The sequence below is a fragment of the Aeromonas sp. 603757 genome (genome assembly GCF_049171255.1).
Taxonomy (GTDB): domain Bacteria; phylum Pseudomonadota; class Gammaproteobacteria; order Enterobacterales; family Aeromonadaceae; genus Aeromonas; species Aeromonas veronii_A.
In genome coordinates this window covers 63,930-87,960 of the sequence record NZ_JAAKOE010000002.1, presented here as the reverse complement: position 1 = coordinate 87,960, position 24,031 = coordinate 63,930, and the positions used below count along the sequence as shown (strand labels likewise).

General features: G+C 59.0%; 25 protein-coding genes. 9 read left to right on the top strand and 16 right to left on the bottom strand.

The genetic code is table 11. The features are described from left to right. Positions 1-6: 6 nt before the first annotated feature. Complete coding sequence (locus G5332_RS02260) at positions 7-633, top strand: bifunctional 4-hydroxy-2-oxoglutarate aldolase/2-dehydro-3-deoxy-phosphogluconate aldolase (RefSeq protein ID WP_216953200.1); 627 nt, start codon at positions 7-9, stop codon at positions 631-633. Between the two features lie 110 nt (positions 634-743). Here the strand turns inward: G5332_RS02260 and rluB are convergent, their stop codons facing one another. From rluB to rnm, 5 genes are all read right to left on the bottom strand, one after another. Further along, positions 744-1,667, bottom strand: a complete 924-nt coding sequence (gene rluB, locus G5332_RS02255; protein ID WP_005347347.1) for a 23S rRNA pseudouridine(2605) synthase RluB — start codon at positions 1,665-1,667, stop codon at positions 744-746. Between the two features lie 134 nt (positions 1,668-1,801). Further along, positions 1,802-2,374 (bottom strand): SMC-Scp complex subunit ScpB, encoded by a 573-nt coding sequence (scpB, locus tag G5332_RS02250; RefSeq protein ID WP_005338125.1) that lies wholly within the window; start codon positions 2,372-2,374, stop codon positions 1,802-1,804. Next, positions 2,358-3,227, bottom strand: coding sequence for a segregation and condensation protein A (locus G5332_RS02245; protein ID WP_160880718.1), 870 nt, complete (start codon positions 3,225-3,227; stop codon positions 2,358-2,360). The genes scpB and G5332_RS02245 overlap by 17 nt, the downstream gene beginning before the upstream one ends. After that, positions 3,220-3,840: an L-threonylcarbamoyladenylate synthase gene (locus G5332_RS02240; RefSeq protein WP_069527493.1), complete on the bottom strand. Its 621-nt coding sequence runs from the start codon at positions 3,838-3,840 to the stop codon at positions 3,220-3,222. Before G5332_RS02240 ends, G5332_RS02245 begins: the two co-directional genes overlap by 8 nt. Positions 3,841-3,946: 106 nt before the next feature. Further along, a complete protein-coding gene (gene rnm, locus G5332_RS02235; protein ID WP_421249345.1) occupies positions 3,947-4,828 on the bottom strand; it encodes an RNase RNM in 882 nt (293 codons plus the stop codon). Between the two features lie 436 nt (positions 4,829-5,264). Between rnm and G5332_RS02230 the strand changes: the two genes are divergently transcribed. From G5332_RS02230 to G5332_RS02200, 7 genes are all read left to right on the top strand, one after another. Further along, entirely contained in the window at positions 5,265-6,896 is a 1,632-nt protein-coding gene (locus G5332_RS02230; RefSeq protein ID WP_421249344.1) for an anthranilate synthase component 1, read from the top strand. After that, on the top strand, positions 6,893-7,510 hold the full coding sequence (locus G5332_RS02225; protein ID WP_013723977.1) for an aminodeoxychorismate/anthranilate synthase component II: 618 nt from the start codon (positions 6,893-6,895) through the stop codon (positions 7,508-7,510). Before G5332_RS02230 ends, G5332_RS02225 begins: the two co-directional genes overlap by 4 nt. A 15-nt stretch (positions 7,511-7,525) precedes the next feature. Continuing rightward, entirely contained in the window at positions 7,526-8,554 is a 1,029-nt protein-coding gene (gene trpD / locus G5332_RS02220) for an anthranilate phosphoribosyltransferase (protein ID WP_201991679.1), read from the top strand. Beyond that, positions 8,554-10,062: a bifunctional indole-3-glycerol-phosphate synthase TrpC/phosphoribosylanthranilate isomerase TrpF gene (gene trpCF, locus G5332_RS02215; RefSeq protein WP_421311081.1), complete on the top strand. Its 1,509-nt coding sequence runs from the start codon at positions 8,554-8,556 to the stop codon at positions 10,060-10,062. Before trpD ends, trpCF begins: the two co-directional genes overlap by 1 nt. A 47-nt stretch (positions 10,063-10,109) precedes the next feature. Then, a complete protein-coding gene (trpB, locus tag G5332_RS02210; RefSeq protein WP_005347359.1) occupies positions 10,110-11,303 on the top strand; it encodes a tryptophan synthase subunit beta in 1,194 nt (397 codons plus the stop codon). Then, entirely contained in the window at positions 11,300-12,106 is an 807-nt protein-coding gene (gene trpA / locus G5332_RS02205) for a tryptophan synthase subunit alpha (RefSeq protein ID WP_421311080.1), read from the top strand. Before trpB ends, trpA begins: the two co-directional genes overlap by 4 nt. A gap of 603 nt (positions 12,107-12,709) precedes the next feature. Beyond that, positions 12,710-14,305, top strand: a complete 1,596-nt coding sequence (locus tag G5332_RS02200; protein WP_421311079.1) for a DUF4435 domain-containing protein — start codon at positions 12,710-12,712, stop codon at positions 14,303-14,305. Between the two features lie 164 nt (positions 14,306-14,469). Here the strand turns inward: G5332_RS02200 and G5332_RS02195 are convergent, their stop codons facing one another. The 9 genes from G5332_RS02195 to G5332_RS02155 all read right to left on the bottom strand — a co-directional run bounded on the left by G5332_RS02195 (position 14,470) and on the right by G5332_RS02155 (position 22,386). Then, a complete protein-coding gene (locus tag G5332_RS02195; RefSeq protein ID WP_421311078.1) occupies positions 14,470-15,003 on the bottom strand; it encodes a metal-dependent hydrolase in 534 nt (177 codons plus the stop codon). A gap of 351 nt (positions 15,004-15,354) precedes the next feature. Further along, positions 15,355-15,504 carry a hypothetical protein gene (locus tag G5332_RS02190; protein WP_005347375.1) on the bottom strand — a complete coding sequence of 50 codons (150 nt, stop codon included), beginning with the start codon at positions 15,502-15,504 and terminating at the stop codon, positions 15,355-15,357. Between the two features lie 466 nt (positions 15,505-15,970). Further along, on the bottom strand, positions 15,971-17,182 hold the full coding sequence (locus G5332_RS02185; RefSeq protein ID WP_071911985.1) for a NupC/NupG family nucleoside CNT transporter: 1,212 nt from the start codon (positions 17,180-17,182) through the stop codon (positions 15,971-15,973). Between the two features lie 358 nt (positions 17,183-17,540). Continuing rightward, positions 17,541-17,966, bottom strand: coding sequence for a glutaredoxin-dependent arsenate reductase (gene arsC, locus G5332_RS02180; RefSeq protein ID WP_005338171.1), 426 nt, complete (start codon positions 17,964-17,966; stop codon positions 17,541-17,543). A gap of 75 nt (positions 17,967-18,041) precedes the next feature. After that, the gene (gene arsB / locus G5332_RS02175; RefSeq protein ID WP_288727530.1) at positions 18,042-19,106 is read right to left on the bottom strand and encodes an ACR3 family arsenite efflux transporter; all 1,065 of its coding nucleotides are present in this window, start codon (positions 19,104-19,106) and stop codon (positions 18,042-18,044) included. A gap of 109 nt (positions 19,107-19,215) precedes the next feature. Continuing rightward, a complete protein-coding gene (arsA, locus tag G5332_RS02170) occupies positions 19,216-20,979 on the bottom strand; it encodes an arsenical pump-driving ATPase (RefSeq protein ID WP_421249335.1) in 1,764 nt (587 codons plus the stop codon). A gap of 27 nt (positions 20,980-21,006) precedes the next feature. Beyond that, positions 21,007-21,375, bottom strand: coding sequence for an arsenite efflux transporter metallochaperone ArsD (gene arsD, locus G5332_RS02165; RefSeq protein ID WP_323874789.1), 369 nt, complete (start codon positions 21,373-21,375; stop codon positions 21,007-21,009). A gap of 4 nt (positions 21,376-21,379) precedes the next feature. Beyond that, the gene (locus G5332_RS02160) at positions 21,380-21,748 is read right to left on the bottom strand and encodes an ArsR/SmtB family transcription factor (RefSeq protein WP_021230487.1); all 369 of its coding nucleotides are present in this window, start codon (positions 21,746-21,748) and stop codon (positions 21,380-21,382) included. A gap of 239 nt (positions 21,749-21,987) precedes the next feature. Further along, entirely contained in the window at positions 21,988-22,386 is a 399-nt protein-coding gene (locus tag G5332_RS02155; protein ID WP_139741745.1) for an META domain-containing protein, read from the bottom strand. A 157-nt stretch (positions 22,387-22,543) separates the two neighbouring features. On the opposite strand from G5332_RS02155, the gene G5332_RS02150 reads away from it, so the two are divergent. Then, positions 22,544-23,023 carry a hypothetical protein gene (locus G5332_RS02150; RefSeq protein WP_005350173.1) on the top strand — a complete coding sequence of 160 codons (480 nt, stop codon included), beginning with the start codon at positions 22,544-22,546 and terminating at the stop codon, positions 23,021-23,023. Position 23,024: 1 nt separating this feature from the next. On the opposite strand, the gene G5332_RS02145 is transcribed toward G5332_RS02150, so the two are convergent. Next, complete coding sequence (locus G5332_RS02145) at positions 23,025-23,504, bottom strand: putative 4-hydroxy-4-methyl-2-oxoglutarate aldolase (protein ID WP_149153313.1); 480 nt, start codon at positions 23,502-23,504, stop codon at positions 23,025-23,027. A gap of 42 nt (positions 23,505-23,546) precedes the next feature. Further along, positions 23,547-23,954: a DUF3293 domain-containing protein gene (locus G5332_RS02140; protein ID WP_421204053.1), complete on the bottom strand. Its 408-nt coding sequence runs from the start codon at positions 23,952-23,954 to the stop codon at positions 23,547-23,549. Positions 23,955-24,031 lie beyond the last annotated feature (77 nt).

The window sequence follows — 24,031 nt, the reverse complement described above, 5'->3', positions numbered from 1 at the left end:
AACTGAATGTCATCCATTACTGAACAACTGCAGGCGCTGAAAGTGATCCCGGTGATCGCCATCGAGCAGGCTGAAGATATCATTCCACTGGGGGCAGCCTTGGCCAATAACGGGCTGCCGGTTGCCGAGATCACCTTCCGCTCCGCCGCGGCTGTCGAAGCTATCCGTTTGCTGCGCAAGGCATATCCAGAGATGCTGATTGGCGCAGGCACCGTGCTCAACCGCGAGCAGGTGAGCGCAGCCAAAGAGGCGGGCGCTACCTTTATCGTCTCCCCCGGTTTTAACCCCAATACGGTCAAGGCCTGTCAGGAGCTCGACATCCCCATCATCCCTGGGGTCAATAACCCCAGCACAATTGAAGCGGCGCTGGAGATGGGGCTGACGACCCTGAAGTTCTTCCCGGCCGAAGCATCGGGTGGTAGCGCGATGATCAAGGCGCTGCTGGCACCTTATACCCAGATCACGCTGATGCCCACTGGCGGGATCTCGACTCACAATATCAATGAATACCTGGCGATCCCGCGGGTCATTGCGTGTGGTGGATCCTGGATGGTCGACAAGAAACTGATCGCAGAGAAACAGTGGGAAGAGATTGGCCGACTCACTCGTGAAGCAGTGGCACAGGTCCAATAATATTGCCGCTAGGCAACGCGCTGACAAAAAAGGCCCGCACCATCTGGTGCGGGCCTTTGCTTGGCCGACTGAGCACTTGAACAGCGCTCAGTACGCAACAGGCTATCGGCTTACTTGCTCCCGGTACCGGAGTTGCGGGTAGAGGCTTGCGGCTTGCGACGGGCGGTGGTGGCGCGGGCACGGGGCTCTTTGCCCTGCATCTCTTTGTGACGCTGTACGGCGCGACGGATCTGGGCGGCCTGCTTGTGACGGCTGGTTTTGCCATCCTGCTGCAGATCGACCTTGGATTCGGTCTCCGGCGGCAGGTTGACCAGACCGCGCAGGTAGTTCACTTCCGGCAATTTCAGCTCTTGCCAGCCGCCGCGCGGGATGCCGCGATCCAGCTTGACGTCGCCGTAGCGGATACGCATCAGGCGGCTCACCTGCACTTCCTGGGATTCCCACAGGCGGCGCACTTCACGGTTGCGTCCTTCGGTCAGGGTGACGTTGAACCACTGGTTCAGACCCTCACCGCCAGCCGGTTTGATCTTGTTGAACTTGGCGGTGCCATCTTCCAGCTGCACGCCCTTGCGCAGACGCTGCAGCATGGCTTCGGTGATCTCGCCAAAGACACGTACCGCGTATTCCCGCTCCACTTCGTGGCTCGGGTGCATCAGACGGTTGGCCAGCTCACCATCGGTGGTGAACAGCAACAGACCGGAGGTGTTGACGTCGAGGCGGCCGACCGCGATCCAGCGGGCCCCTTCCATCTTGGGCAGACGATCAAACACGGTGGGACGACCTTCCGGATCGTGACGGGTACACATCTCCCCTTCCGGCTTGTGGTAAGCCAGTACGCGGCAGATCACTTCCTCTGCGGCACGGGTCTTGACCTGGTGACCATCCACCCGGATCACGGCGTTCACTTCGACGCGATCCCCCAGTGTGGCGACCTTGCCATCCACACTGACCCGACCTGCGGTGATCAGGGCCTCCATCTCACGACGGGAGCCGTGACCCGCGCGGGCCAACACTTTTTGCAGTTTTTCACTCATCGGGGTTACCTGATTGTTGATCGCTGCCCACTGGTAAAAGGGGCAACGGGGTTAACTGTAACAAACGCCGGTTGGAGCACTCGCCACAGTTGAAAAATGTATATCTCGGTGACATCGGCACGCTTGGGCGCCATTCACCGGGCATCGTTCTCCCCGTCCACCGCAGAGGGCAACAGGGGTTGCAGCTCAGGATCCAGCTCGGGGAGCTGCTCCAGACTCTGCAGATTAAAGTAATCCAGAAACTCTCTGGTGGTGGCGAGCAGCTCGGGGCGACCGGCTACCTCTTTGTGGCCTATGCTGCGCACCCAGCCACGCTCTTTCAGGGTATTCACTATCTGGCTCGACACCGCCACCCCGCGGATCGCTTCGATCTCGGCCCGGGTGATGGGTTGGCGATAGGCAATCAGGGTCAGCGTCTCCATCACGGCGCGCGAATAGCGCGGCGCCCGCTCGCTCCAGAGCCGCGAGAGCTCTTCGGCATACTCCTGACGCGCCTGAAAGCGCCAGCCGGAGGCGACCTCCTTGAGCTCGACGCCTCGCGAGCTGTAATCTTGCCTGATCTCGGCCAACAGCAGCTGAACATAGCGACTGGTCACCGGATAATCGGCCAGCACGCTGCTTTTCAGCTCGCTGACATTGAGCGGACGACCGGCCACGAACAGCGCCGCTTCGATCAGGGTCTTGAGTCGTTCAGTGGGCAGCGCCACGGTTGCCCTCCTCGCTCTGCTCGGCCAATGCGAAATGGATTGGGCCGAGTGGTTCTGCCTGCAGGATCCAGATCAGTTGCTCCTTGCACAGCTCCAGCAGGGCCAGAAACGTCACCAGCACCCCCATGCGCCCCTCTTCGGCGCGCAGCACCTGCTCAAGGCGCAGGGTCTGCCCCAGAGTCAGCATGGCGAGGATCTCCGCCATGCGCACCCGGGTCGGGATCTGTTCGCGGCGGATCTGGTGATGTTCGAAATGAGTCGCGCGTTTTACCACACTTTGCATGTAAAGGGCGAGCTCAACCAGCGAAACATCGGGCGCCAGTGGCTTGAGGGCGCCAAAATCGGGGGGCAAGGCAGCGGCGATATAAATTTCCCGCTCCACCCGTGGCAGCTCATTGACCCTCTCCGCCCCTACCTTGTAGCGCTCGTACTCCTGCAGGCGGCGGATCAGGGTCACCCGCGGGTCTTCTCCCTCCTCTTCATCCTCCAGCTCCGGCGCCTTGGGCAACAGCAGGCGGGATTTGATCTCCGCGAGCCAGGCTGCCATCAGCAGATACTCAGCCGCCAGCTCAAGGTTGAGCCCCTGCATCAGCTCCACGTACTCCATGTACTGGGCGGTGATCTGCAGGATCGGCAGGTTGAGGATATCTAGCTGCTGGCGCCTGATGAGATAGAGCAGCAGATCCAGCGGCCCCTCGAAGGTATCGAGGAACACCTCCAGCGCATCGGGCGGGATGAACAGGTCCTGAGGCAGCTCGTGATAGGGCTGCCCCAGGACTTTCGCGATGGGTAGCGCGGCGCCAGTCCCCGTCTCGGCGGAAGGGACTGTCACCGGTTCAGCGACATCACTCAAACGGGGTCGGATCCCCGGCGCCGCGACGACGCAATACCGGCTCGTCGTCAGAGAAATCGACTACTGTGGTGGGTTGCTCGCCCAGATAGCCGCCGTTGACCACCAGATCGATCTGCTTGCCCAACTTGTCGAAGATCTCTTCCGGGTCAAACTCGGCCATCTCGGAGTCTGGCAGGATCAATGTGGTGGAGAGCAGCGGCTCGCCGAGTGCTTCCAAGAGCGCCTGGGCTATTTTGTTGTCCGGAATACGGATACCGATTGTCTTTTTCTTCTCGTTCATCAGGCGGCGCGGCACCTCTTTGGTCGCCTTGAAGATAAAAGTGTAAGCGCCCGGGGTGTTGTTCTTGATCAGGCGAAATGCGCTGTTGTCGACCTTGGCGTAGGTTGCGATCTCGGAGAGATCGCGGCACACCAGGGTGAAGTCGTGGTTGGCATCAAGGCGACGGATGCGGCAGATGCGCTCCAGCGCGCCCTTGTCACCCATCTGGCAACCCAGCGCATAACCGGAGTCGGTCGGATAGACGATCACGCCGCCGTTCTGGATGATCTGTACCGCCTGACCGATCAGTCGGGCCTGGGGGTTTTCCGGATGTACGTAGAAATGCTGACTCATAGCTTGTTCTCGCAATGGGGGCAGCAATACCTGCCCGCTCGTATGGTCACGGGTCAAAGACCCATGACACTACCTTAACCTGTTTGTGGCCGCTTCGCTGATGCCGTTATCGACTCGCCAGCAGCTCGGCATGTTGTTCGGTGGTGAGCCCAAAGTGACCGGGATAGGCAAGCCAGACGGGCATGCCTTCCTTTGGCAGCCAGAGGTGGCGGCCCAGCTCGGTCCAGTTGGAGGGGAAGTGAAAATCCGATCCCACCGAGATATAGAGGTCGTGATCCTTGGCCCACTGGCCCAGATTGGCTCGCTCCTGCGGGCTCTGCTGGGGCAATGAGACCTCCATGGCATCACCACCGGCGGCCTTGAAAGCCACCAGCAGCCGCTTGATCCACTTGGCGGTGAGATCGTAACGGCTGGGGTGGGCCAGCACCGCCAGCCCACCGGCGGCATGAATGGCAGCGATGGCTTCGCTCATCTCGGGCCACTCGGCCGGGGCATAGCCTTTATTGCCACGGCTCAGGTACTTTTTGAATACCTTCTGCATGTTGTCGGCCACCCCGCGCGCCACCAGCACCCGGGCAAAGTGGGCGCGGGTCACGGCAGCGTCACCGGCTAGCTGTTTGGCCTCTTCATAGGTGCCGGGGATGAGGCACTTCTCCAGACGACGCCCGATTTCCATCGCACGCGCTTCGCGACGTGCCAGCTGACCGGCCAGAAAGTCGGTCAGCTGCGGATTTTTTTCATCCACCCCCAACGCCACTATATGGATCTCGTGATGCTCCCAGCCGGTGGAGATCTCGACCCCGCTCACCAGTCGCAGCGGCAGTTGCTCGGCGTCAATGGTGCGGCGCACCTCATCAAGCCCGGCAAGGGTATCGTGGTCAGTAACTGCTAACACCTCGACCTGTTTCTCGGCGGCGCGGCGCACCAGTTCGGCGGGGCTCAGCACCCCGTCGGAGGCAGTGGTATGGCAGTGAAGATCGAATCTCATCAGGTTATTCCGCTCTCGTGGTCAGGTCACCATTCATGGCAAATCGGTGAAAGAAGGCTAAAAAGCGACTTGACTTGGCCGCGGCTTTATCGTTTTCTGTAGGCACTTCATTGCAAACATCTTTTTACAGGACTTTATCATGCAAACGACTTCCATCCTGACCATCTGGTGGTGGCACACTCCCTGACATGCGGGCGTGTGGTCGTTGCTGTACCTGTAATCTGACAGCAAATTAAGAACCCAAAGAAAAAGCCCGCTGACCCCAGCGGGCTTTTTTATTATCCGGCAAATGGACCTGTGATGAAACCGAGAATTCAGACAAGCAACCTGACCTGGCGATGGCGCCCCTGAACCAGCCACCCCGGACCAATTAAATTTTCAAGGAATTCAATGTCATGAACATCGGTAAACAGCATCACACGCAAGGGAACGCACTATGACAGCCACACATCGCCTTCCTCTGGGTGAATTCGATACCCTCAAACTCAACGCCCCCTATGTGGCCGACCCGCTGGCGCTCTATACCCGCCTCTGTCAGGGTCACCCCAACAACCTGCTGCTGGAATCGGTGGAGATCGACTCCAAGGCGGGTAAACAGAGCCTGTTGCTGGTGGATGCCTGCCTGCGCATCGAGTGCCGTGGCCGCACCGTGCGGGTTCGCAGCCTGAACGACAACGGCGCCCAGTTGCAAAGCCTGCTGACCGAGCGGCTGCCTGCGGTGGTGGCTCGCTCGCTGGTCGATGCCGAGCTGCAACTCGACTTCCCGGCCTCCGATCGGGAGCAGGACGAAGATTCCCGCCTCAAGGGGAGCAGCGTGCTGGACGTGCTGCGCACCCTGCAGCGGGAGCTTGATTGCCAGCTCGGCAAAGAAGCGCTCTTTATGGCCGGCAGCTTTGCCTACGACCTCATCGCCTCTTTTGAAGATCTGCCCGACGTGCCGGAGGGGAGCAACGACTGCCCCGACTACTGCTTCTACGTGGCCGAGACCCTGATCACCATCGACCATATCGAACGCACCACTCAACTGCTGGCCTGCATCTTTGGCGGTGACAGCGACGAGAGCCAGGTGGAAGACAGATACACCCGCCTGACCGAACGGCTCACCGACTTCAAACAGATTTGCCAGCAACCCCTAAGCGCCGAGCTGACCACCCAGCCCCTGACCGGTGGCATGAGCGTGGACAAGAGCGACAAGCAGTTCTGCGCCGAGGTGGAGAAGCTCAAGGGCTTTATCCGCCGTGGCGACATCTTCCAGGTGGTGCCGTCCCGCTGCTTCTCCCTGCCGTGCTCGAGCCCTCTGGCCGCCTATCGCCGCCTCAAGCAGACCAACCCCAGCCCCTACATGTTCTACGTGCAGGATGAGGGCTTCACCCTGTTTGGCGCCTCGCCGGAGAGCGCGGTGAAATTCTGCGCCGCCAGCCGCGATGTGGAGATGTACCCCATCGCCGGTACCCGCCGCCGCGGCTTCAACCCCGATGGCAGCATCAACCGGGATCTCGACGGCCGTATCGAGCTGGAGCTGCGTCAGGACGAGAAAGAGGTGGCCGAACACCTGATGCTGGTGGATCTGGGCCGCAACGACATAGCCCGCATCTCGGAGCCCGGCACCCGCTACGTCAAGGAGCTGCTGAAAGTGGATCGCTACAGCCACGTGATGCACCTGGTCTCCAAGGTAGTCGGCACCTTGCGCTCTGACCTTGACGCCCTGCACGCCTATCAGGCCTGCATGAACATGGGCACCCTCACCGGCGCCCCCAAGATCCGCGCCAGCGAGCTTATTCGCATGGTGGAAGGCAAGCGCCGCGGCAGCTACGGCGGCGCCGTCGGCTACATCAACGGCGCCGGCGAGATGGATACCTGCATCGTCATTCGCTCGGCGTTTGTCAAAGATGGTGTGGCCCATGTGCAAGCCGGTGCCGGGGTGGTCTATGACTCCAAGCCCCAGGCCGAAGCGGACGAAACCCGCGCCAAGGCGGCCGCCGTGCTGGCCGCCATCGCTGCCAGCCATGGCACCTCCCTTCAAGCCCTGAGCGCCCAGCAGGAGCAACATAAGGACGTGAGCCAATGAGTACCGGATCAACAGCCACTAACATCTTCCTGCTCGACAACTTCGACTCCTTTACCTACAACCTCGTCGACCAGTTCCGCTCCCTCGGCTATCCGGTGCGGATCTACCGCAACAGCCTGCCGGCCAGCCGCATCATGAGCGAAATCGCCGCCTGTGAAGGGGACGCCGTACTGGTGCTCTCCCCGGGGCCGGGCGCCCCCCACGAGGCGGGTTGCCTCATAGACCTTATCAAGCTGGCTCGTGGTCAGGTGCCCATCCTCGGTATCTGCCTCGGCCATCAGGCCCTGTGCGAAGCCTACGGTGGCACAGTCGGTGCGGCAGGCGAAATTGTCCACGGCAAGCGTTCGCTGATTGAGCACAACGGCCACGGCGCCTTCGCCGGTCTGCCGAGCCCGCTGCCGGTGGCCCGCTACCACTCGCTGGTCGCCACCTATGTACCGGAAGAGCTGACGGTGATTGCCCACTATCAGGGGATGCCCATGGCCATCGAGCAGCAGGATGAGCGGGTGCTGGGTTTCCAGTTCCACCCGGAATCCATCATGACCTCGGAAGGGGCCCGTCTGCTGACTCAGGCGCTCGCCCATATCACCCGTCCAGAAAGCAGCGTGCGTTAAGGTAAGGAGACCAACATGCATCAACATCTCAACACCCTCTATCAGGGTCAGTCTCTAAGCCGTGAAAGTACCCGCGACGCCTTCGGTCAGGTGGTACGTGGCGAAGTGGACCCCATCGTGCTCGCAAGCCTGCTGACTGCCCTCAAGATCAAGGGGGAGACCCCGGAGGAGATCGCCGGCGCCGCCGAGGCTCTCTTGGCAGAAGCGCGCGACTTCCCGCGTCCGGACTATGAATTTTGCGACATCGTCGGCACCGGTGGCGATGGCCTCAACACCATCAACGTCTCCACCACCTCGGCACTGGTCGCCGCCGCCTGCGGCCTGAAAGTGGCCAAGCATGGCAACCGCTCGGTCTCGAGCAAGTCGGGCTCAAGCGATCTGCTGGACAAAATGGGCATCAAGCTCGACATGAGCCCGGCGCAGGCGCGCCGCTGCCTGGATGAGCTCGGCATCTGCTTCCTGTTCGCCCCCCAGTACCACGCCGGGGTGCGCCACGCCATGCCGGTGCGTCAGGCCCTCAAGACCCGCACCCTGTTCAACGTGCTGGGGCCGCTTATCAACCCCGCTCGCCCCACCTATCAGCTGATGGGGGTCTATGCCCCCGAACTGGTGCGCCCCATCGCCGAAACCCTGCTGGCACTGGGGCTGAAAACCGGTATGGTGGTGCACGGCGCCGGGCTCGACGAGATTGCCATCCACGGCCCGACCCAGGTGGCCCAGATCCGTGACGGCGAGATCCGCGAGTTTCTGCTCACCCCGGCTGACTTTGGCCTCGAGACCTATCCGGTGAGCGCCATTCAGGGTGGGGAGCCTGAAGAGAACCGCGCCATCACCGCCGCCATTCTGGAAGGGCGTGGCACCCCGGCCCACAACGCCGCCATTGCCGCCAATGTGGCGCCGCTGCTGCTGATGGCGGGCAAGGCGACCGATCTCAAGAGCGCGGCGGCCGAGGTGCTGGCGGTGCTGGCGAGCGGCAAGGCAGCGGAGCTTGCCGCCCGGCTCGCCACTTTAAGCCATCAGGAAGCGGGCCATCAGGAGGGATGATGTCAGCCACCACAATGCACAGCAGTCATTCAGAACGCCCACAGGGCAAGAGCCAGTTTCGCAAGGATAACGAGATGTCAGACCTTATTGCCCCCCATGCTTTTCTGAACATGGCCTCCATCAGCCAGACCATTCTCGGCAAGATCGTGGCGGCCAAGCAGGAGTGGGTCGCCGCCCGCAAGCTGGCCCAGCCGCTGGATAGCTTCCAGAGCGCGCTGACCCCCAGCGATCGGGATTTCGTCGGGGCGCTCAAGGCGGGCTCCACCCGCTTTATTCTGGAGTGCAAGAAGGCCTCTCCCTCCAAGGGCTTGATCCGCGATGACTTCAGCCCGGAGGCCATCGCCGACATCTATGGCAAATACGCCACCGCCATCTCGGTGCTGACCGACGAGAAGTTCTTTCAGGGGGATTTCGCCTTTTTGCCGCGGGTGCGCAGCCGCGTATCGCAGCCGGTGCTCTGCAAGGATTTCATGATTGACCCCTATCAGGTCTATCTGGCCCGCCACTATCAGGCGGACGCCATCCTGCTGATGCTCTCGGTGCTCACCGACGCGGGCTATCGCGCCCTGTTCGCGGTGGCCAAAGAGCTGGGCCTTGGCGTGCTCACCGAAGTGAGCAACGAGGAGGAGCTGACCCGCGCCATCGCGCTGGGCGCGCCGGTGATTGGCATCAACAACCGGGATCTGCGCGATTTGAGCGTCGATCTCGCCCGCACCAAACAGCTGGCCAAAGACATCCCAGCCGATCGAGTAGTGATCAGCGAATCCGGCATCAACCATCGCGCTCAGGTGGCGGATCTGCGCCACCACGCCAAAGGCTTTCTGGTGGGCTCGTCATTGATGGCCGAGCCGGATCTGGAGGCTGCGGTGCGCAAGCTGGTACTGGGCCAGAACAAGGTATGCGGCCTGACCCGCGCCGAGGATGCCGCCGCCGCCCATCAGGCGGGTGCGGTATTTGGCGGCCTGATTTTTGTTTCCAAAAGCCCGCGCTATGTGGACATTCCCGCAGCCCGCGCCGTGATGGCGGGCGCGCCGCTCTCCTACGTCGGGGTATTTCGCAATGCCCAGCCCGCCACCATCGCCAAGACGGTGGATGCACTGCATTTGGCGGCTGTCCAGCTGCACGGGGATGAGGATGCTGCCTATATCGAGGAACTGCGCCCACTGCTACCAACTGGCTGCCAGATCTGGAAAGCAGTAGGCGTCTCTCTCGGCAAAGAAAGCGGCGAACCGCTGCCTGCCCTCGACTATCCGGCCGATCGCCTGCTGCTGGATACGAAAGTCGGCAGCCAGAGCGGTGGCACCGGTCAGGCGTTCGACTGGGCCCTGCTGGCCACGCTCGATAAAGCCAAGCTGATGCTGGCGGGGGGCCTTAATCCCGACAACGCCCTGCAAGCGGCACTAGTGGGCTGCCTCGGCCTTGATTTCAACTCCGGGGTAGAGAGTGCCCCGGGCCAGAAGGATGCGCACAAGCTGGCGGCTGCCTTTGCCGCACTGCGCAACCTGTAACGCAACCCTTTTTGATGTTTCGATTTAGCTAATACAAGGAAGAAGCCATGACCCTGCTCAACCCGTTTTTCGGTGAATTTGGCGGTATGTACGTACCCCAAATCCTTATCCCGGCCCTGCTCCAGCTGGAGAAAGCCTTTGTCGATGCCAAGGATGATCCCGCCTTTATCGCCGAGTTTCAGTCGCTCTTGACCGAGTATGCCGGTCGCCCGACCCCGCTCACCCTGACCCGCAATCTGACCAAGGGCACCAAGACCCGCCTCTACCTGAAGCGCGAAGACCTGCTGCACGGCGGCGCCCACAAGACCAACCAGGTGCTGGGTCAGGCACTACTCGCCAAGCGGATGGGCAAGAGCGAGATCATCGCCGAAACCGGCGCCGGTCAGCATGGCGTCGCCACTGCGCTGGCCTGCGCCCTGCTAGGCCTCAAGTGCCGGGTCTACATGGGTGCCAAGGACTGCGAGCGCCAGAAGCCCAACGTATTTCGCATGAAGCTGATGGGCGCCACCGTCATTCCGGTGCACTCCGGCTCCAGCACCCTCAAAGATGCCTGCAATGAGGCGCTGCGGGACTGGGCCGCCAACTACGAGTCGGCCCACTACCTGCTCGGCACCGCCGCCGGTCCGCACCCCTTCCCCACTATCGTGCGGGAGTTCCAGAAGATGATCGGCGAAGAGGCCAAGGCCCAGTGCTTCGAGAAGGAGGAGCGACTGCCCGATGCAGTGATCGCCTGCGTCGGCGGCGGCTCGAATGCCATCGGCATGTTTGCCGACTTTATCGATGAGCCATCGGTGCGCCTTATCGGCGTCGAGCCGGGTGGTCACGGCATCGAGAGCGGCGAGCACGGTGCGCCGCTGGGCCACGGCAGCAAGGGGGTCTTCTTTGGCATGCACTCCTACCTGATGCAGGACAATCAGGGGCAAATTCAGGAGTCCTACTCGGTCTCTGCGGGGCTCGATTTCCCCTCCGTCGGCCCGCAGCACGCCCATCTGGCCGCCATCGGCCGCGCCGAGTACCCCTCGGTGACCGACAAGGAGGCGCTGGACGCCTTCCAGGAGCTGGCCAAATCCGAAGGCATCATTCCGGCGCTGGAGTCCTCCCACGCGCTGGCCCACGCCCTCAAGATGGCCCGCAGTGAACCGGAAAAAGAGCAGGTGCTCATCGTCAACCTCTCCGGCCGTGGCGACAAAGATATCTTCACCGTTGCCGACATCTTTGAAAAAGAAGGAACCTTGTCATGAACCGTTACGCACAACTCTTCTCCCGTCTGGACGAGGCCAATCAGGGCGCCTTTGTGCCGTTCGTGATGCTGGGTGACCCCACCCCCGAATTGTCACTGGCCATCGTCGATGCGCTGGTCGCAGGGGGCGCCGATGCCCTCGAGCTCGGCATTCCCTTCTCCGATCCGGTAGCGGACGGCCCCACCATTCAGGGCGCCGCCCTGCGGGCCTTTGCCAGCCACACCACTCCGGACGACTGCTTCGAGCTGCTCGGCCGTATCCGCGCCAAGTACCCGCAGCTGCCCATTGGCCTGCTGGTCTACGCCAACCTGGTCTATGTGCGCAACATTGACGGCTTCTACGAGAAGTGCCAGCAGGCGGGCGTGGATTCGGTGCTGGTCGCCGACGTGCCGGTGCAGATGTGCGCCCCCTACAAGGCGGCCGCCGACAAGTTCGGCATAGACAGCATCTTTATCGCCCCGCCCAATGGTGACACCGAGACCCTGAAACAGGTGGCGGAGCTCGGCAATGGTTACACCTATCTGGTGAGCCGCGCCGGCGTCACCGGTGCCGAGACCAAGGCTGGCATGCCGGTGGAGGGCCTGATCAATACCCTGCGCGAGTTCAACGCCCCCCCCGCCCTGCTCGGCTTTGGCATCAGCGAGCCGGCTCAGGTGCGTGAAGCGATTGTCGCCGGCGCCGCCGGTGCCATCTCCGGCTCAGCCGTGGTGAAGATCATCGAGACCCACCACCATAACCCGGAGCATATGCTGACCCGTCTGAAAGAGTTTGTGGAAGGGATGAAGGCCGCGACCAATCGATAAGGGGCGGCATGGGTCACATGCCATTGGCCGTTTCTGAGGAAAGGGAGCCTGATAGGCTCCCTTTCTATTTCCTGCTTGTTGCCGCTCCCTGCGTCTTTGTTCCCTCTCCCTTTGGGAGAGGGCGGGGGTGAGGGGAATTTCCACACAAACCACTACTCCAAAAGCCCACTTAAGCAACAGTTTTCACTAATTGATTGAACCGGCTCAGATTTCTATCAACATCTTCTTTCAATGTCTCAATCAGCCCCCTTATGATGGCCACACGACAATCCAGCTCTCGGGAGGGTGCAGTGGTAGCGATTGTTGCTAACTTGCGGATGAAAAGCAGCAGGCTGGGGGCTGAAACCCAGGGGCGGTAGCCTTTCCAACGCTTGCCATCACCGACGACTTTACTGTTTCTCTATACAGGAGTAATGGAAGCGTTAAACAAGGAGGTCAAGCGAATACATTCAAGTATTAGAGGTATACTGGTAATATTTTTATTTAATTTTTTGGCAACAATCAGAGCAAAGCGGAGTTATATGAAAGGCTTTGCCATTAGATTACTACCTCCTTCTATCTAATCACTGTTAGGTGTTTTAGCTAGCCGGAAAAGGATAAGTCGTGAATTTCAAGATAATTTTACCAAAAAGTGATGGAACTCAAGGTACTGAGTCCTTACAAACGTCAAACAACCTAGTTTTTGTTGGCTCAAATGGAGCAGGAAAAACTAGGCTAGGCATATGGATTGAACAGCAAATCCAAAATCAATTAACGGTTCACAGAATTAGCGCTCAAAAAGCGCTTTCGATTCCTGAATATGCGCAATTGAAAACACATGAACAAGCTGAGAAAGACTTGCTTTGGGGGCGATCTGATGAACATGGTTCTGTAGAGAGAAAATTTTATGACCGCTGGGGAAATAACCCAGCCACTCAGCTATTAAGTGATTATGACAAGCTACTTTCTTTGTTATTTGCAAAAGATATAGAGAGGGACAGACTTCATACAAACAATACAAGAGCGCAGCAAGAGTATATTCCTGTTCCAGACTCTCCAATTGATGTAATAAAGAAAATCTGGACTGAGATAATGCCTCAGCGAGAAGTGTTTTTTGAAGACGGCAAGGTTCTAGTAAAAAAAGAGGGGGAAGCTAGCTACCATGGTAAGGAAATGAGCGATGGTGAAAGAGTTACTCTTTATTTGATAGGGCAGTGCCTATGTGCACCAAGTAACTCCGTAATCATAATAGACGAACCTGAAATTCATCTTCATAAATCACTAGTCTATAAGCTTTGGAACAAAATAGAAGAAGTAGCTGGCAATAAGCTTTTTATCTACATTACACATGATCTTGATTTCGCCTCCTCTAGAAGTGATGCAACGAAGTACTGGATTAAAAAATTTCTTGGAAGTGATCATTGGGAGTGGAGTGAGGTCCCTTCGGATGACGTACTACCCAGTGACTTGGTGCTAGAGATAATAGGGAACAGGAAAAATATAATCTTTTGTGAAGGTGATAATGGCAGTTTAGATACCACAGTCTACCAGCTGGCATACCCGGAATATCACATTATTCCTCGAGGAAGTTGCCACAAGGTGATTGAGGCAGTACGTGCGTTAAGACAGAATGAAGAAATTCACCATGTAAATGCCTATGGAATAATAGATTCCGATTACAGAGATGAAGAAGAAAAAGAAATATTACAAGGCCAAGGAATATTTACGATACCAGTTTCTGAAATAGAAAATTTATTTTGTATAGAACCCTTGCTCAGGATAGTTGCCAGTCACCTTAGGTTAAATGAAGAAGAAATTGTCCAACAAGTCAAAAACTTTTTCATCAATGCGCTAAATTCAGAAATCAATGTACAAATATCCTCAAAGGCCGAAAGGCGAATTCAGTATCTATTAGGGGCGTACTCTAAAACTGAAAATACTATTCAGGGACTTGAAAATGGGCTAGCCAATACTCTTTCTAGAATTGACATTAATTCAATATTTCAAGAAAGCAGGCGAGTCTTTGAGCGTGCAATTAATTCAAGAAACCTAGATGAGATATTGCTTCATTACAATCGAAAGAGCTTACACAATAGAATATCTGGCATATTTGAGCTTTCTAATGGTGGCTATGAGAAGTTGTTTATTAGATTACTGAAGAGTGAAAAACAAGGTGAAATATTACAAGCACTTCGAAGATATCTGCCCAGAGTAGAATAACCAGAACCTAAAAAATCAAAGCTCTCAGACGTAGCATAGCCGCCAAAATTTAGGTCACCCATCTTTCTAAGCAAAACATTGAAGCCAGAACCAAAAAGATGGGTGTCCAATTTTGATTCTTTGCCCAGCCACGATATATCCAACACCCCTTGCCAATCCCGCCACTACCGTCCCGTTCTCCACCCCCGCCATCCCATCAACACCAGCATCAATAGCCCCCCCGGCAGCCAAACCCAGTAGAGCTCGGAGAGAATCACCGCCTCACCTCGGGCGGTGAGATAGGCCTCCAGCTTGAAGGGGGCGACCCAGATTACCTGCCAGGGGGCAAAGAAACGCTCGTCACGCCACGGCCAGAGCCAGCCAACCCCCTTGCCGCCGGTAGTGATCGAATCGAGCAGGCTGTGGGAGAGCAGAGAGACCAGCAGAAACGACCAGACGGTGGCGGCGCTGGCCCTAAACTGGCGGTGAAACAGCATGGCCAATGTGGGCAGGGCAAAAGCGAACAGCAATGAGTGGGTAAAACCGCGGTGGCCAAAAACATGGCCATAAGCGACCCCCAGTTTAAAGGCGAGCACATCGGCATCGGGCAGCATGGCGATGGCGACCCCAGCCAGCAGCAGGCGGGGCGGGATAATCCGGCTGCCAAGCCCGAGTCCAAGGCAGAGAGGGACGGCGGCGTGAGTGACTATGGTGGGCATAGGATAAAGCTCCAACTGAAAACGTGAGGCAACCCTACCTCAGCTCGGTGAAGTGAAGGTGAAGTGCTCTGTAACATGGATCTTTAAAAGGAAATCAGAAAACCGGTCTGTGCAGGCAAGCCACTGCATGGCCACTCCCCAAAGGATGGCAGCTCCGGTATTGCATCCCTGTTCGATGATGAGCACAGCCAGACGGGGCCCCCTCTCCGATCATCTCCACGACATCCAATCAGCGGCTACCCATAAAAAAACCACCTACCTGCAAAAGGTCGGTGGTTTTTTTATGGGTGGCAGATCACGGGTAGCCGATACAAAGCGTTCGCTACCTCAACTTTCGCCCGGGAACGAGCACTACTCTTCCTGCTCCTCCGGTTGTCTCTCCCCACCCCGCAACTGTTGCAGCTCATCGACTCGGGCTTGCCACTTCTCTTGGGCTTTTTTGCGCTCCTGAAGCTGGAACTCTTCGCGCATGGTGTCGATGTTAAGGTCAAGTGTTTCCATCAGAGTGTCTCCTTTGTATGACCGCTTAAAGACTGGCTGACGGCGCATTGGCCAACCTGCTCCCCTATTCAGACACCACTCATCCCCCAAACGCCCAACTAAATAATCGATTGAATATGCAACATTCAATCTAAAAAACTATTCATTCTGCACGGTGACATGCTGTAGCAGCGGCTGCCGCCCCGTTACGCGAAACGCAACGAGGCCCACGTCCCCCGCCAAAAAGGTGATAAAGGCATACGCAGTAACCCGGTTTGGCGTAGTCCCATGCTGGAGCAGATCTCATCGCCGAACCGGATTATCTGGCACTGCGCCGAAATGGCGTTAAGCAGTGCTACTACCATTTTCAAAGGCAGGCAGCGCAGTTGCCCAACCGGCGAAACCAATAAAAAGACCCCCTATTGCCCAGCGGTAAGAGGGGGTCTTTTGTTTGAGCCGCCGGCTAGCCGGCTATTGCCTCACGCTATCAGGCCAGCGAGACAAAGATCCCGGCCAGGGTGGCGCTCATCAGGTTGGCGAGGGTCGCCGCCAGCACCGCCTTGAAGCCCATATTAGCCACATCGTGACGGCGCTCCGGCGCCATGGTGCCGATGGAGCCAAGCTGCACCGCAATGGAGCCCAGATTGGCGAAACCGCACAATGCGAAGGTGATGATGATCTGGGTATGGGCACTCAGGTCTGCCTTGATATTGGCAAAGTCCAGATAGGCGACGAACTCGTTCATGATCACCTTCTGACCGATCAGGGATCCTGCCGCCATCATCTCACTGGCCGGCACGCCAATCAGCCAGGCCACCGGAGCAAACAGATAGCCAAGCAGCTGCTGCAGGGAGAGATCGGCCCAGCCGAACCACTCGCCGACAGTGGTGAGACCGGCGTTGATCATGGTGATGACGCTGACAAAGGCGAGCAGGATAGTACCTATGGCCACGGCGATCTTCATGCCGCCCATGGCGCCGCCCGCCAGCGCGTCAATGGCGTTGCTGTAGTCACTCTTGTCGAGGGTGATCTCGGTCTGATCGCTCACCTGCTGCTGCTCCGGCACCAGCAGTTTGGCCATCAGCAGGCCACCGGGCGCAGCCATAAAGGAGGCGGCAATCAGGTATTTCAGATCCACACCCAGACCGGCGTAACCGCCCAGCACCGAGCCCGCTACCGAGGCCATGCCGCAGGTCATCACCGCGAAGAGTTCGGAGCGGGTCATACCGGCGAGGAAGGGGCGAATAAGCAGCGGCGACTCCCCTTGCGACAGGAAGATGTTGCCGGTGGCCACCAGTGACTCGGCGCGGCTGGTGCCGAGCAGGCGGTGAATGGCGCCGCCCAGCACCCGGATCACCCACTGCATGATGCCGAAGTGGTAGAGCACGGCGATCAGCGCGCTGATAAAGATCACCAGCGGCAGCACCCGCACGGCGAAGATAAAGCCGTTGCTGGCGAGATCGCCAAACACGAAACGGATACCGCTGTCGGCAAAGCCGAGCAGGGCGGAGACGCCATTGCTCATGGCACCGAGCATGATTTGTCCGGGGGGGAAATAGAGCACCAGGGCAGCAAAACCGGTTTGCAGGGCGAGCGCCCCCAGCACGGTTCGCCAGCGGATGGCTCGGCGGTTTTCACTCGCCAGCCAGGCGATAAACATCAGGGCCAGCATACCGACCAGACTCAATAACAGTGTCATCTTGCACCTATGAAGAGAGGAGTTTCATATGGCAAGTCTGCAGACAGGCGTCGCGGGCGATCCGGCGAGAGAAGTGCCGACCCACGCGACACGCAGACCACAAACCTACAGGTTAGTGGCGGGTCCCATCCTGGGGTCATTCACGTTCCGGGTGACAGCATGTATCGGGTGACGCCAGCGCCGTCGCAGGGGGAGATGCGGCCGGGTGGCAGGTCGGGCGGCGATGGTACAGTGATCATCGTCACAGAAAAAGCGGTAAAACGATTGGCCGGAGTAACTTTTTCAACTTGTTCACACAACGAAACAGGGCCAGCGTGACGCTGGCCCTGTTTCAATCCGTACTTGAGTACTTAGACGATTACTTGAGGCGCTTGCCGCTCGCGTCCACCACCTGCTCGCCATCCTCCTTGGCGAAGGCCCCTTTTTGCTGATCGGGCAATATATCGAGCACCACTTCCGACGGACGGCACAGTTTGGTGCCAAGCGGCGTGACGACGATGGGACGGTTGATGAGGATGGGGTGAGCCAGCATGGCATCGATCAGTTCATCATCGCTGAAACGATCTTCCGCCAGCCCGAGCGCCTCGTAAGGCGGCACGTTCTTGCGCAGCAGATCGCGCACCGGCATGGCCATGGCGGCGATCAGCGCCACCAGCTGGTCACGGGAGGGGGGCGTCTCCAGATAGTGGATAACCGTGGGCTCGACGCCGCTGTTGCGGATCAGCTCCAGGGTGTTGCGGGAGGTACCACATTCCGGGTTGTGATAGATGGTGATTGCACTCATTTGCGTGTCTCTCATGAATCAAGTGAATAGAAAATGGATAGCATCAGTTCGCGGCCAGCTGTTAGCGGCCATCTGTTAACGGCTTAGCCCCGCTTCGTACCAGGGTTTGCTGGCATTGACGATGCGCACCACCAGCAGCATGACCGGCACCTCGATCAGCACGCCAACTACGGTGGCGAGCGCCGCGCCGGAGTGAAAGCCGAACAGGCTGATGGCGGCGGCCACCGCCAGCTCGAAGAAGTTGGAGGCGCCGATCAGGGCGGAAGGACAGGCGACCGAGTGCTTCTCCCCCACCTTGCGGTTGAGCCAGTAAGCCAGCCCGGAGTTGAACAGCACCTGGATCAGAATGGGCACCGCCAACAGGGCGATAACCAGCGGCTGCTCAATGATGGCGTTGCCCTGAAAGGCAAACAGCAGCACCAGAGTGAGCAGCAGGGCCGCCACCGACCAGGGCTGGATGCGGGTCATGACGCCGTCAAAATGGGCTTCTCCCTTTTTCAGCAAAGCCTTGCGCAGCAGCTGGGCGATGATCACCGGGATGACGATATAGAGCACCACAGAAGTGAGCAGGGTATCCCATGGCACAACTATGCTGGAGACCCCGAGCAGCAGCGCCACCAGAGGGGCGAAGGCAAACACCATGATGAGGTCGTTCACCGCCACCTGCGACAGGGTGAAGTAGGGATCGCCGTTGGTGAGGCGACTCCAGACAAACACCATGGCGGTACAGGGGGCCGCCGCCAGCAGGATCAGGCCCGCTACGTAACTGTCGAGTTGATCAGCCGGCAGCCAGTCGGCAAACAGCACGCGGATAAAGAGCCAGCCGAGGAAGGCCATGGAGAAGGGCTTGACCAGCCAGTTGATAAAGAGGGTGACCCCAATGCCCTTCATGTGGCCCTTCACCTGATGCAGGGCGCCAAAGTCGATCTTGAGCAGCATGGGGATGATCATCACCCAGATCAGCAGCCCCACCGGCAGGTTGACCTTGGCCACCTCCATGGCACCGATCGCCTTGAAGAGATCCGGCAACCCCTGCCCAAGCCCAATCCCCACCAGAATGCAGAGGGCGACCCAGGCGGTCAGATAACGTTCAAAAAAGCCGATGGCAGGCACGGCCTTGGCATCACATGTTGCAGACATCACAGCTCCCGATGCGGCGCAATTTCGCATCTTCTATTGGTTCAAAACACGGGTTTATAACAAGTAACGGCGTATTCAAGCCGCCCCGGCAGCAGACCGGGGCGACGACTCAATGGTGCTGGCAGAGGCGGCGCAGGGCATTGGGCCCCACTGGCTCCTCGGCGAGCAGCGGCACCACGGCGTAGCGGCTGGCATGTTGCTGCTCGACCGCTTCGATATGGGGCAACTGGCGCTCGGCCCGCAGTTGCAGCAGCGGTGAGCTGACCGCGGCTTGTTGCAAGCTGTGGTTGATGAGCCAGCCCCAGGGCTCGATGCCGGCCCGGCGCAGATCGGATTGCAGATTGGCCGCCTCCTGCACTGGCGTCGGCTCGGGCAGCGTCACAATCAACACCTTGGTCTGCTTGGGATCCTGCAACTGCATCATGGGGGTGGTGAAGTGCAGCCCCTTGCTTCCCATTTGGCGAGCGATCTCCCTGTGGTAGGCGCCGGTGGCGTCGAGCAGCAGCAGGGTGTGGCCGGTGGGGGCGGTATCCATTACCACGAAGCGCTTGCCCGCCTCGCGAATGATGCGCGAGAAGGCCTGAAACACGGCAATCTCCTCGGTACAGGGGGAGCGCAAGTCCTCCTCCAGCAGTGCCCTCCCCTGCTCGTCCAGCACAGCCCCCTTGGTGGCCAGCACCTGGGCGCGGTAACGCTCGGTCTCGGCGTGGGGATCGATGCGACTCACCTCCAGATGGGGCAAACTCCCTGCCAGCGTCTCGTTCAGGTGCGCGGCGGGATCCGAGGTGGTAAGGTGCACCGGCAAACCGCGGCTCGCCAGCTCCAGCGCCACGGCGGCAGCCAGAGTGGTTTTGCCCACCCCGCCCTTGCCCATCAGCATGATGAGGCCGTGACCATCGGCGGCCAGCTCGTCCACCAGCGAACTCAACTCGGGCTGGGCTTGCTTGACAGTGGACTGTACTGTCGAGGATTGAGCAGCTCTTTCCTCTGCTTGCAGCAACAGCCGCAAACTATCGACCCCTACCAGATTGGTGGCCAGCAGCGGGATCTGATCCTGCGCCAGCCCCTTTATCCCCTGCGGCATATCGGCAAGAGCCTGTTGCTCGCGCTGCCAGAGCGCCATTGCCAGCGGATCTCCGGCAAGGGCGCCTTCGGGGAAGAGGCCATTGATCACCAACTGCTGATTCAACAAGCCAATGGCGGCCAGCTCCTCGTGGGTGCGAGCCACTTCCCGCAGGGTGGAGTGCTGGGCGCGTGCCACCAACACCAAGCGGGTGCGAGCGGCATCAGCCAGGGCGGCGACCGCCTCGGCATACTGGCTGCGCTGTTTCTCCAGCCCCGCCAGCGGGCCCAGGCAGGAGGCATCCCCCTTGCCCTGCTCCAAAAATTCGCTCCAGGCGCCCGGCAGTTGCAGCAGCCGGATGGTGTGGCCGGTTGGGGCCGTATCAAAGACGATATGGTCATACTCGGCCAGCAGCGTTTGGTCGGTCAGCAGCGCAGTGAATTCGTCAAAGGCGGCGATCTCGGTGGTGCAGGCGCCGGAGAGCTGCTCCTCGATGCTGCGCACCACGCTCTCGGGCAACTTGCCGCGCACCGGCCCGACGATCCGCTCCCGATAGGCTTTGGCCGCCGCGGGGGGATCTATCTCCAGCGCCGACAAACCGGGCACAGCGGCGATGGTGGTGACGCGATTGCCGATCTCGGTGGCAAACACCTGCCCCACGTTGGAGGCAGGATCTGTGCTCACCAACAGCACCCGCTTGCCAATATCACAGAGAGCCACCGCACTGGCGCAGGCCAGCGAGGTCTTGCCCACCCCGCCCTTGCCGGTGAAAAAGAGAAACGGCGGTGGATTGGTCAGAAAATGATACATAGCCTCTCCTGAATGGTGCGTCGCGACTCAGCAGCAACCGCTGCCAGAGCAGCAGCCACCCTTGACGATCCCCTTGATAGCCGCTTGCGGCGCAGGTAGCCCGGCATAACGGGCCAGCTCGCTGCGGTTCGGATAACGGCCGGTCAACACCACCTGCCCTTCCACCAGCACCAGTGGCAACCCCTCCTCCCCGGCGTGAGTCAGAAAAGCGTTGACGGCAGGCGTCTCGGCAAACTGCATCGGCTGCTGGGCCAAATTGAAACGCTCGATGGCAACGCCCTGCTCCTTGGCCCAGGCAAGGTCGGCTGCGAAGGTGACCAGTGCCTGATCAACCTCGGTACCGCAGACACCGCTGGAGCAGCAGAGGGCGGGATCAAAAATCTGAATGGAGGACATGGCATTACTCCTTGTTGCAGCAGGGCTGCGCAGGCAGAACATGGGGGGAGCAGGCTGACTCGGCACGCATCACGCCGCACGCCTCGGGATGACCGGCACAGCACTCCTCGGTGAGGTAGGCGATCACATTCAGCATCAGGGGAATATTGGCGCGGTAGCGCAGAAAGCGCCCCTCCTGCTCCACCGACAGCAGACCGGTGTTGAGCATCGCCTTGAGGTGAAACGAGAGGGTATTGGGGGCAATATCGAGCTCGCTGGCCAGTTCACCGGCGACTCGCCCCTCCAGCCCGGCCTTCACCAGCAGCCGCCATACATCGAGCCGGATGCCGGATGCCAGCGATTCAAAGACCTTGGTGGCCATCTCTTTGTTCATCTTCAATCCCCTTGGTGCGACCTTTCATTTCAACTATACAAGAATTATTGAAATGATCAAGATACGTACCGAAGCGAAGATACGAGGTTCTGACATCAAACCGAGCAAAAAGGGGAATCGACGAGTGAACAACCGTTGCGGACGAGCACACAGGGCTCGTCGCAGATAAACAGACGCCCTCCAGAGGGAGGGCGTATCAGACAGTCAGCGCTGTCGGGGCAATCAGACGAACGCGTGCCTTATTTGGTAGCAGGCATTGCGTTAAAGGTGAGCAGGGCCGCCTTGTTGGCATCGCTCAGAGTCAGCTGGTTGCCGTTGATGGAGTAGGTTGCCACCTTCTCCAGCTTTTGCAGGAACTCGGTCTCTTTGTTCATGGCGTCGCCGATGCACATCATGCGAGTGGAGCCCATGGCGCCCAGCGTCAAGACACCGTCACCCTGCTTGGTAATACCGCCAAAATAGCGGTTGCAGCCGCCCTTGCCCGCCACCTTGCCGTCGACCACTTGCAGGGTGAAGGTATCGCCGGTGGCGCCTTGCAGCTGCCAGCTGGATGCTTGCAGTTGAGCCATGCTGGAACCTGTTGCCATTGCGCAGCCTCCCAGTGCCAGCGCGGCCAGCAGAGTCAGTTTCTTGTTCATGGATTCACCTCTTAATGATTAGAGCCATCAATACGGCAGCCTGTTTAACATGGCTGGCGCCCATGCCAAAGGATTTTATTGTGATCACGCTTCACTTTACTACCAGCTGGCATGTGCCATGCTTAGGCTCAGTTCCGGACCCAGGGAGGGGAAACGAATGGTCAAATCACTCATCATCACACTGCTTGCAACCTGCGCCAGCATGGCCGTACAGGCCGCCGACTGGGCAGTGGTTCAGCCGCAATCCAACCCGTCTCTATATGTCAAAAGTTACTCGGGTGTGCTGCTCAATGGCCATAGCCATCACAGCGACAGTTTTGATCTCTGGCTGGTCAATAGCGGCTATCAATATCCGGTGGTGGATGATGTGACCCTCTTTATGGAAGCGGGCCCGGCGGTGGCGGATCAGAATCGCACATCCGGTTTCAATATGAGTTCGGGGGTACGCTACCAGCTCTCTCCGGCATTCAATATCGGCAGCCAGATCAAGCATCTCGATCTCAACAAGGCCAGCACCCTGCTGGAGCTCAACTCCAGCCTGCTGCTGACACCCAGACTCTCTCTTACCGCTAACTACGGCGTCAGCGCCATCACTGCCGATCAGGCGCTGAGCCTGGGGGTCGGTTTCAACTTCTGAATCAGATCAGCGGCGTGGCACTCACCACCACGCCGTTGCGATCCGCATAGACATAATCCCCTTCGTGGACGGTCACACCGGCAAAGCTGACCACGGCCCCCAGCTCTCCCAATCCTCGCTTCTCGGTCTTGACCGGACAGGCCGCCAGCGCCTTGACCCCGAGCGCCAGTGTCGCCAGAGTGCCCACATCCCGCGCCGCGCCGTGGATCAGGATACCCTCCCACCCCTGCTCCACCGCCTTGACCGCCAGTTGATCGCCCAGCAGCGCACGGCGCAGCGAGCCGCCGCCGTCGATCACCATCACCTTGCCGTGACCGGGGCGGGTCACCAGATCCCGCACCAGACTGTTGTCTTCATAACAGGAGAGCGTTACGGCGCGACCATAGAAGATGGCCTTGCCGCCAAAATCCTGAAACACCGGGTCGGCCACTTGCAGCAAGTCACCATGTTGATCGCAGAGGTCGGGCAGGAGATCCAGCATGATTTGATTCCTTTCAGATACATGAAGGTGTTCATTCTTTCATCAGGCAAGGTTTCTGGCAATCCAGAAGGATTCAATATTGCCCAGACAAACTGCTGATTTATCCGTCAATACCGGCACCAGCCAGAGCTGGCCATCCTCCACCCAGTAGAGAGCATTCTGGCCAAAACGGGCAGCCAGCTGACGGGCTTGTGGCAGGGATAGCGCCACCGCCAGCGATGACTCCTGCCAGCATTCGTCCGGGTCTGATCCCCAAAACGGCCCCTCCACGGGCACCTGCAAATCCACTGTCAAATGGCGCCACATCGCCCGTTCCCGCCGCATATTGCGTCGTTCTGTGACCCACTGACTGGCCGGATTCCAGGCTGTGATGATGGCAAAAGCAGACCACTCTGGTGGCTCAAATGGCGCGATAAAGCAGATTTTCTTGTAGTTTTCCCACAAATTCATGTCAATCACATGTTACATTCCATTACATTCTGTAGGGGCGAAAACCCGGTTCAGGCCAAGTATGATGCAGCTGTACC

Bases quoted from the DNA above. Each gene is read 5' to 3' on its own strand.
- rluB (WP_005347347.1), bottom strand. From the start codon at position 1,667: ATGAGTGAAAAACTGCAAAAAGTGTTGGCCCGCGCGGGTCACGGCTCC.
- trpCF (WP_421311081.1), top strand. From the start codon at position 8,554: ATGTCAGCCACCACAATGCACAGCAGTCATTCAGAACGCCCACAGGGC.
- G5332_RS02145 (WP_149153313.1), bottom strand. From the start codon at position 23,504: ATGCTGGATCTCCTGCCCGACCTCTGCGATCAACATGGTGACTTGCTG.
- G5332_RS02195 (WP_421311078.1), bottom strand. From the start codon at position 15,003: ATGCCCACCATAGTCACTCACGCCGCCGTCCCTCTCTGCCTTGGACTC.
- G5332_RS02225 (WP_013723977.1), top strand. From the start codon at position 6,893: ATGAGTACCGGATCAACAGCCACTAACATCTTCCTGCTCGACAACTTC.
- arsD (WP_323874789.1), bottom strand. From the start codon at position 21,375: ATGTCCTCCATTCAGATTTTTGATCCCGCCCTCTGCTGCTCCAGCGGT.
- trpD (WP_201991679.1), top strand. From the start codon at position 7,526: ATGCATCAACATCTCAACACCCTCTATCAGGGTCAGTCTCTAAGCCGT.
- G5332_RS02230 (WP_421249344.1), top strand. From the start codon at position 5,265: ATGACAGCCACACATCGCCTTCCTCTGGGTGAATTCGATACCCTCAAA.
- G5332_RS02150 (WP_005350173.1), top strand. From the start codon at position 22,544: ATGGTCAAATCACTCATCATCACACTGCTTGCAACCTGCGCCAGCATG.
- G5332_RS02160 (WP_021230487.1), bottom strand. From the start codon at position 21,748: ATGAACAAAGAGATGGCCACCAAGGTCTTTGAATCGCTGGCATCCGGC.
- rnm (WP_421249345.1), bottom strand. From the start codon at position 4,828: ATGAGATTCGATCTTCACTGCCATACCACTGCCTCCGACGGGGTGCTG.
- arsA (WP_421249335.1), bottom strand. From the start codon at position 20,979: ATGTATCATTTTCTGACCAATCCACCGCCGTTTCTCTTTTTCACCGGC.
- G5332_RS02185 (WP_071911985.1), bottom strand. From the start codon at position 17,182: ATGACACTGTTATTGAGTCTGGTCGGTATGCTGGCCCTGATGTTTATC.
- G5332_RS02140 (WP_421204053.1), bottom strand. From the start codon at position 23,954: ATGAATTTGTGGGAAAACTACAAGAAAATCTGCTTTATCGCGCCATTT.
- arsC (WP_005338171.1), bottom strand. From the start codon at position 17,966: ATGAGTGCAATCACCATCTATCACAACCCGGAATGTGGTACCTCCCGC.
- G5332_RS02190 (WP_005347375.1), bottom strand. From the start codon at position 15,504: ATGGAAACACTTGACCTTAACATCGACACCATGCGCGAAGAGTTCCAG.
- G5332_RS02155 (WP_139741745.1), bottom strand. From the start codon at position 22,386: ATGAACAAGAAACTGACTCTGCTGGCCGCGCTGGCACTGGGAGGCTGC.
- G5332_RS02240 (WP_069527493.1), bottom strand. From the start codon at position 3,840: ATGAGTCAGCATTTCTACGTACATCCGGAAAACCCCCAGGCCCGACTG.
- trpB (WP_005347359.1), top strand. From the start codon at position 10,110: ATGACCCTGCTCAACCCGTTTTTCGGTGAATTTGGCGGTATGTACGTA.
- G5332_RS02260 (WP_216953200.1), top strand. From the start codon at position 7: ATGTCATCCATTACTGAACAACTGCAGGCGCTGAAAGTGATCCCGGTG.
- trpA (WP_421311080.1), top strand. From the start codon at position 11,300: ATGAACCGTTACGCACAACTCTTCTCCCGTCTGGACGAGGCCAATCAG.
- arsB (WP_288727530.1), bottom strand. From the start codon at position 19,106: ATGTCTGCAACATGTGATGCCAAGGCCGTGCCTGCCATCGGCTTTTTT.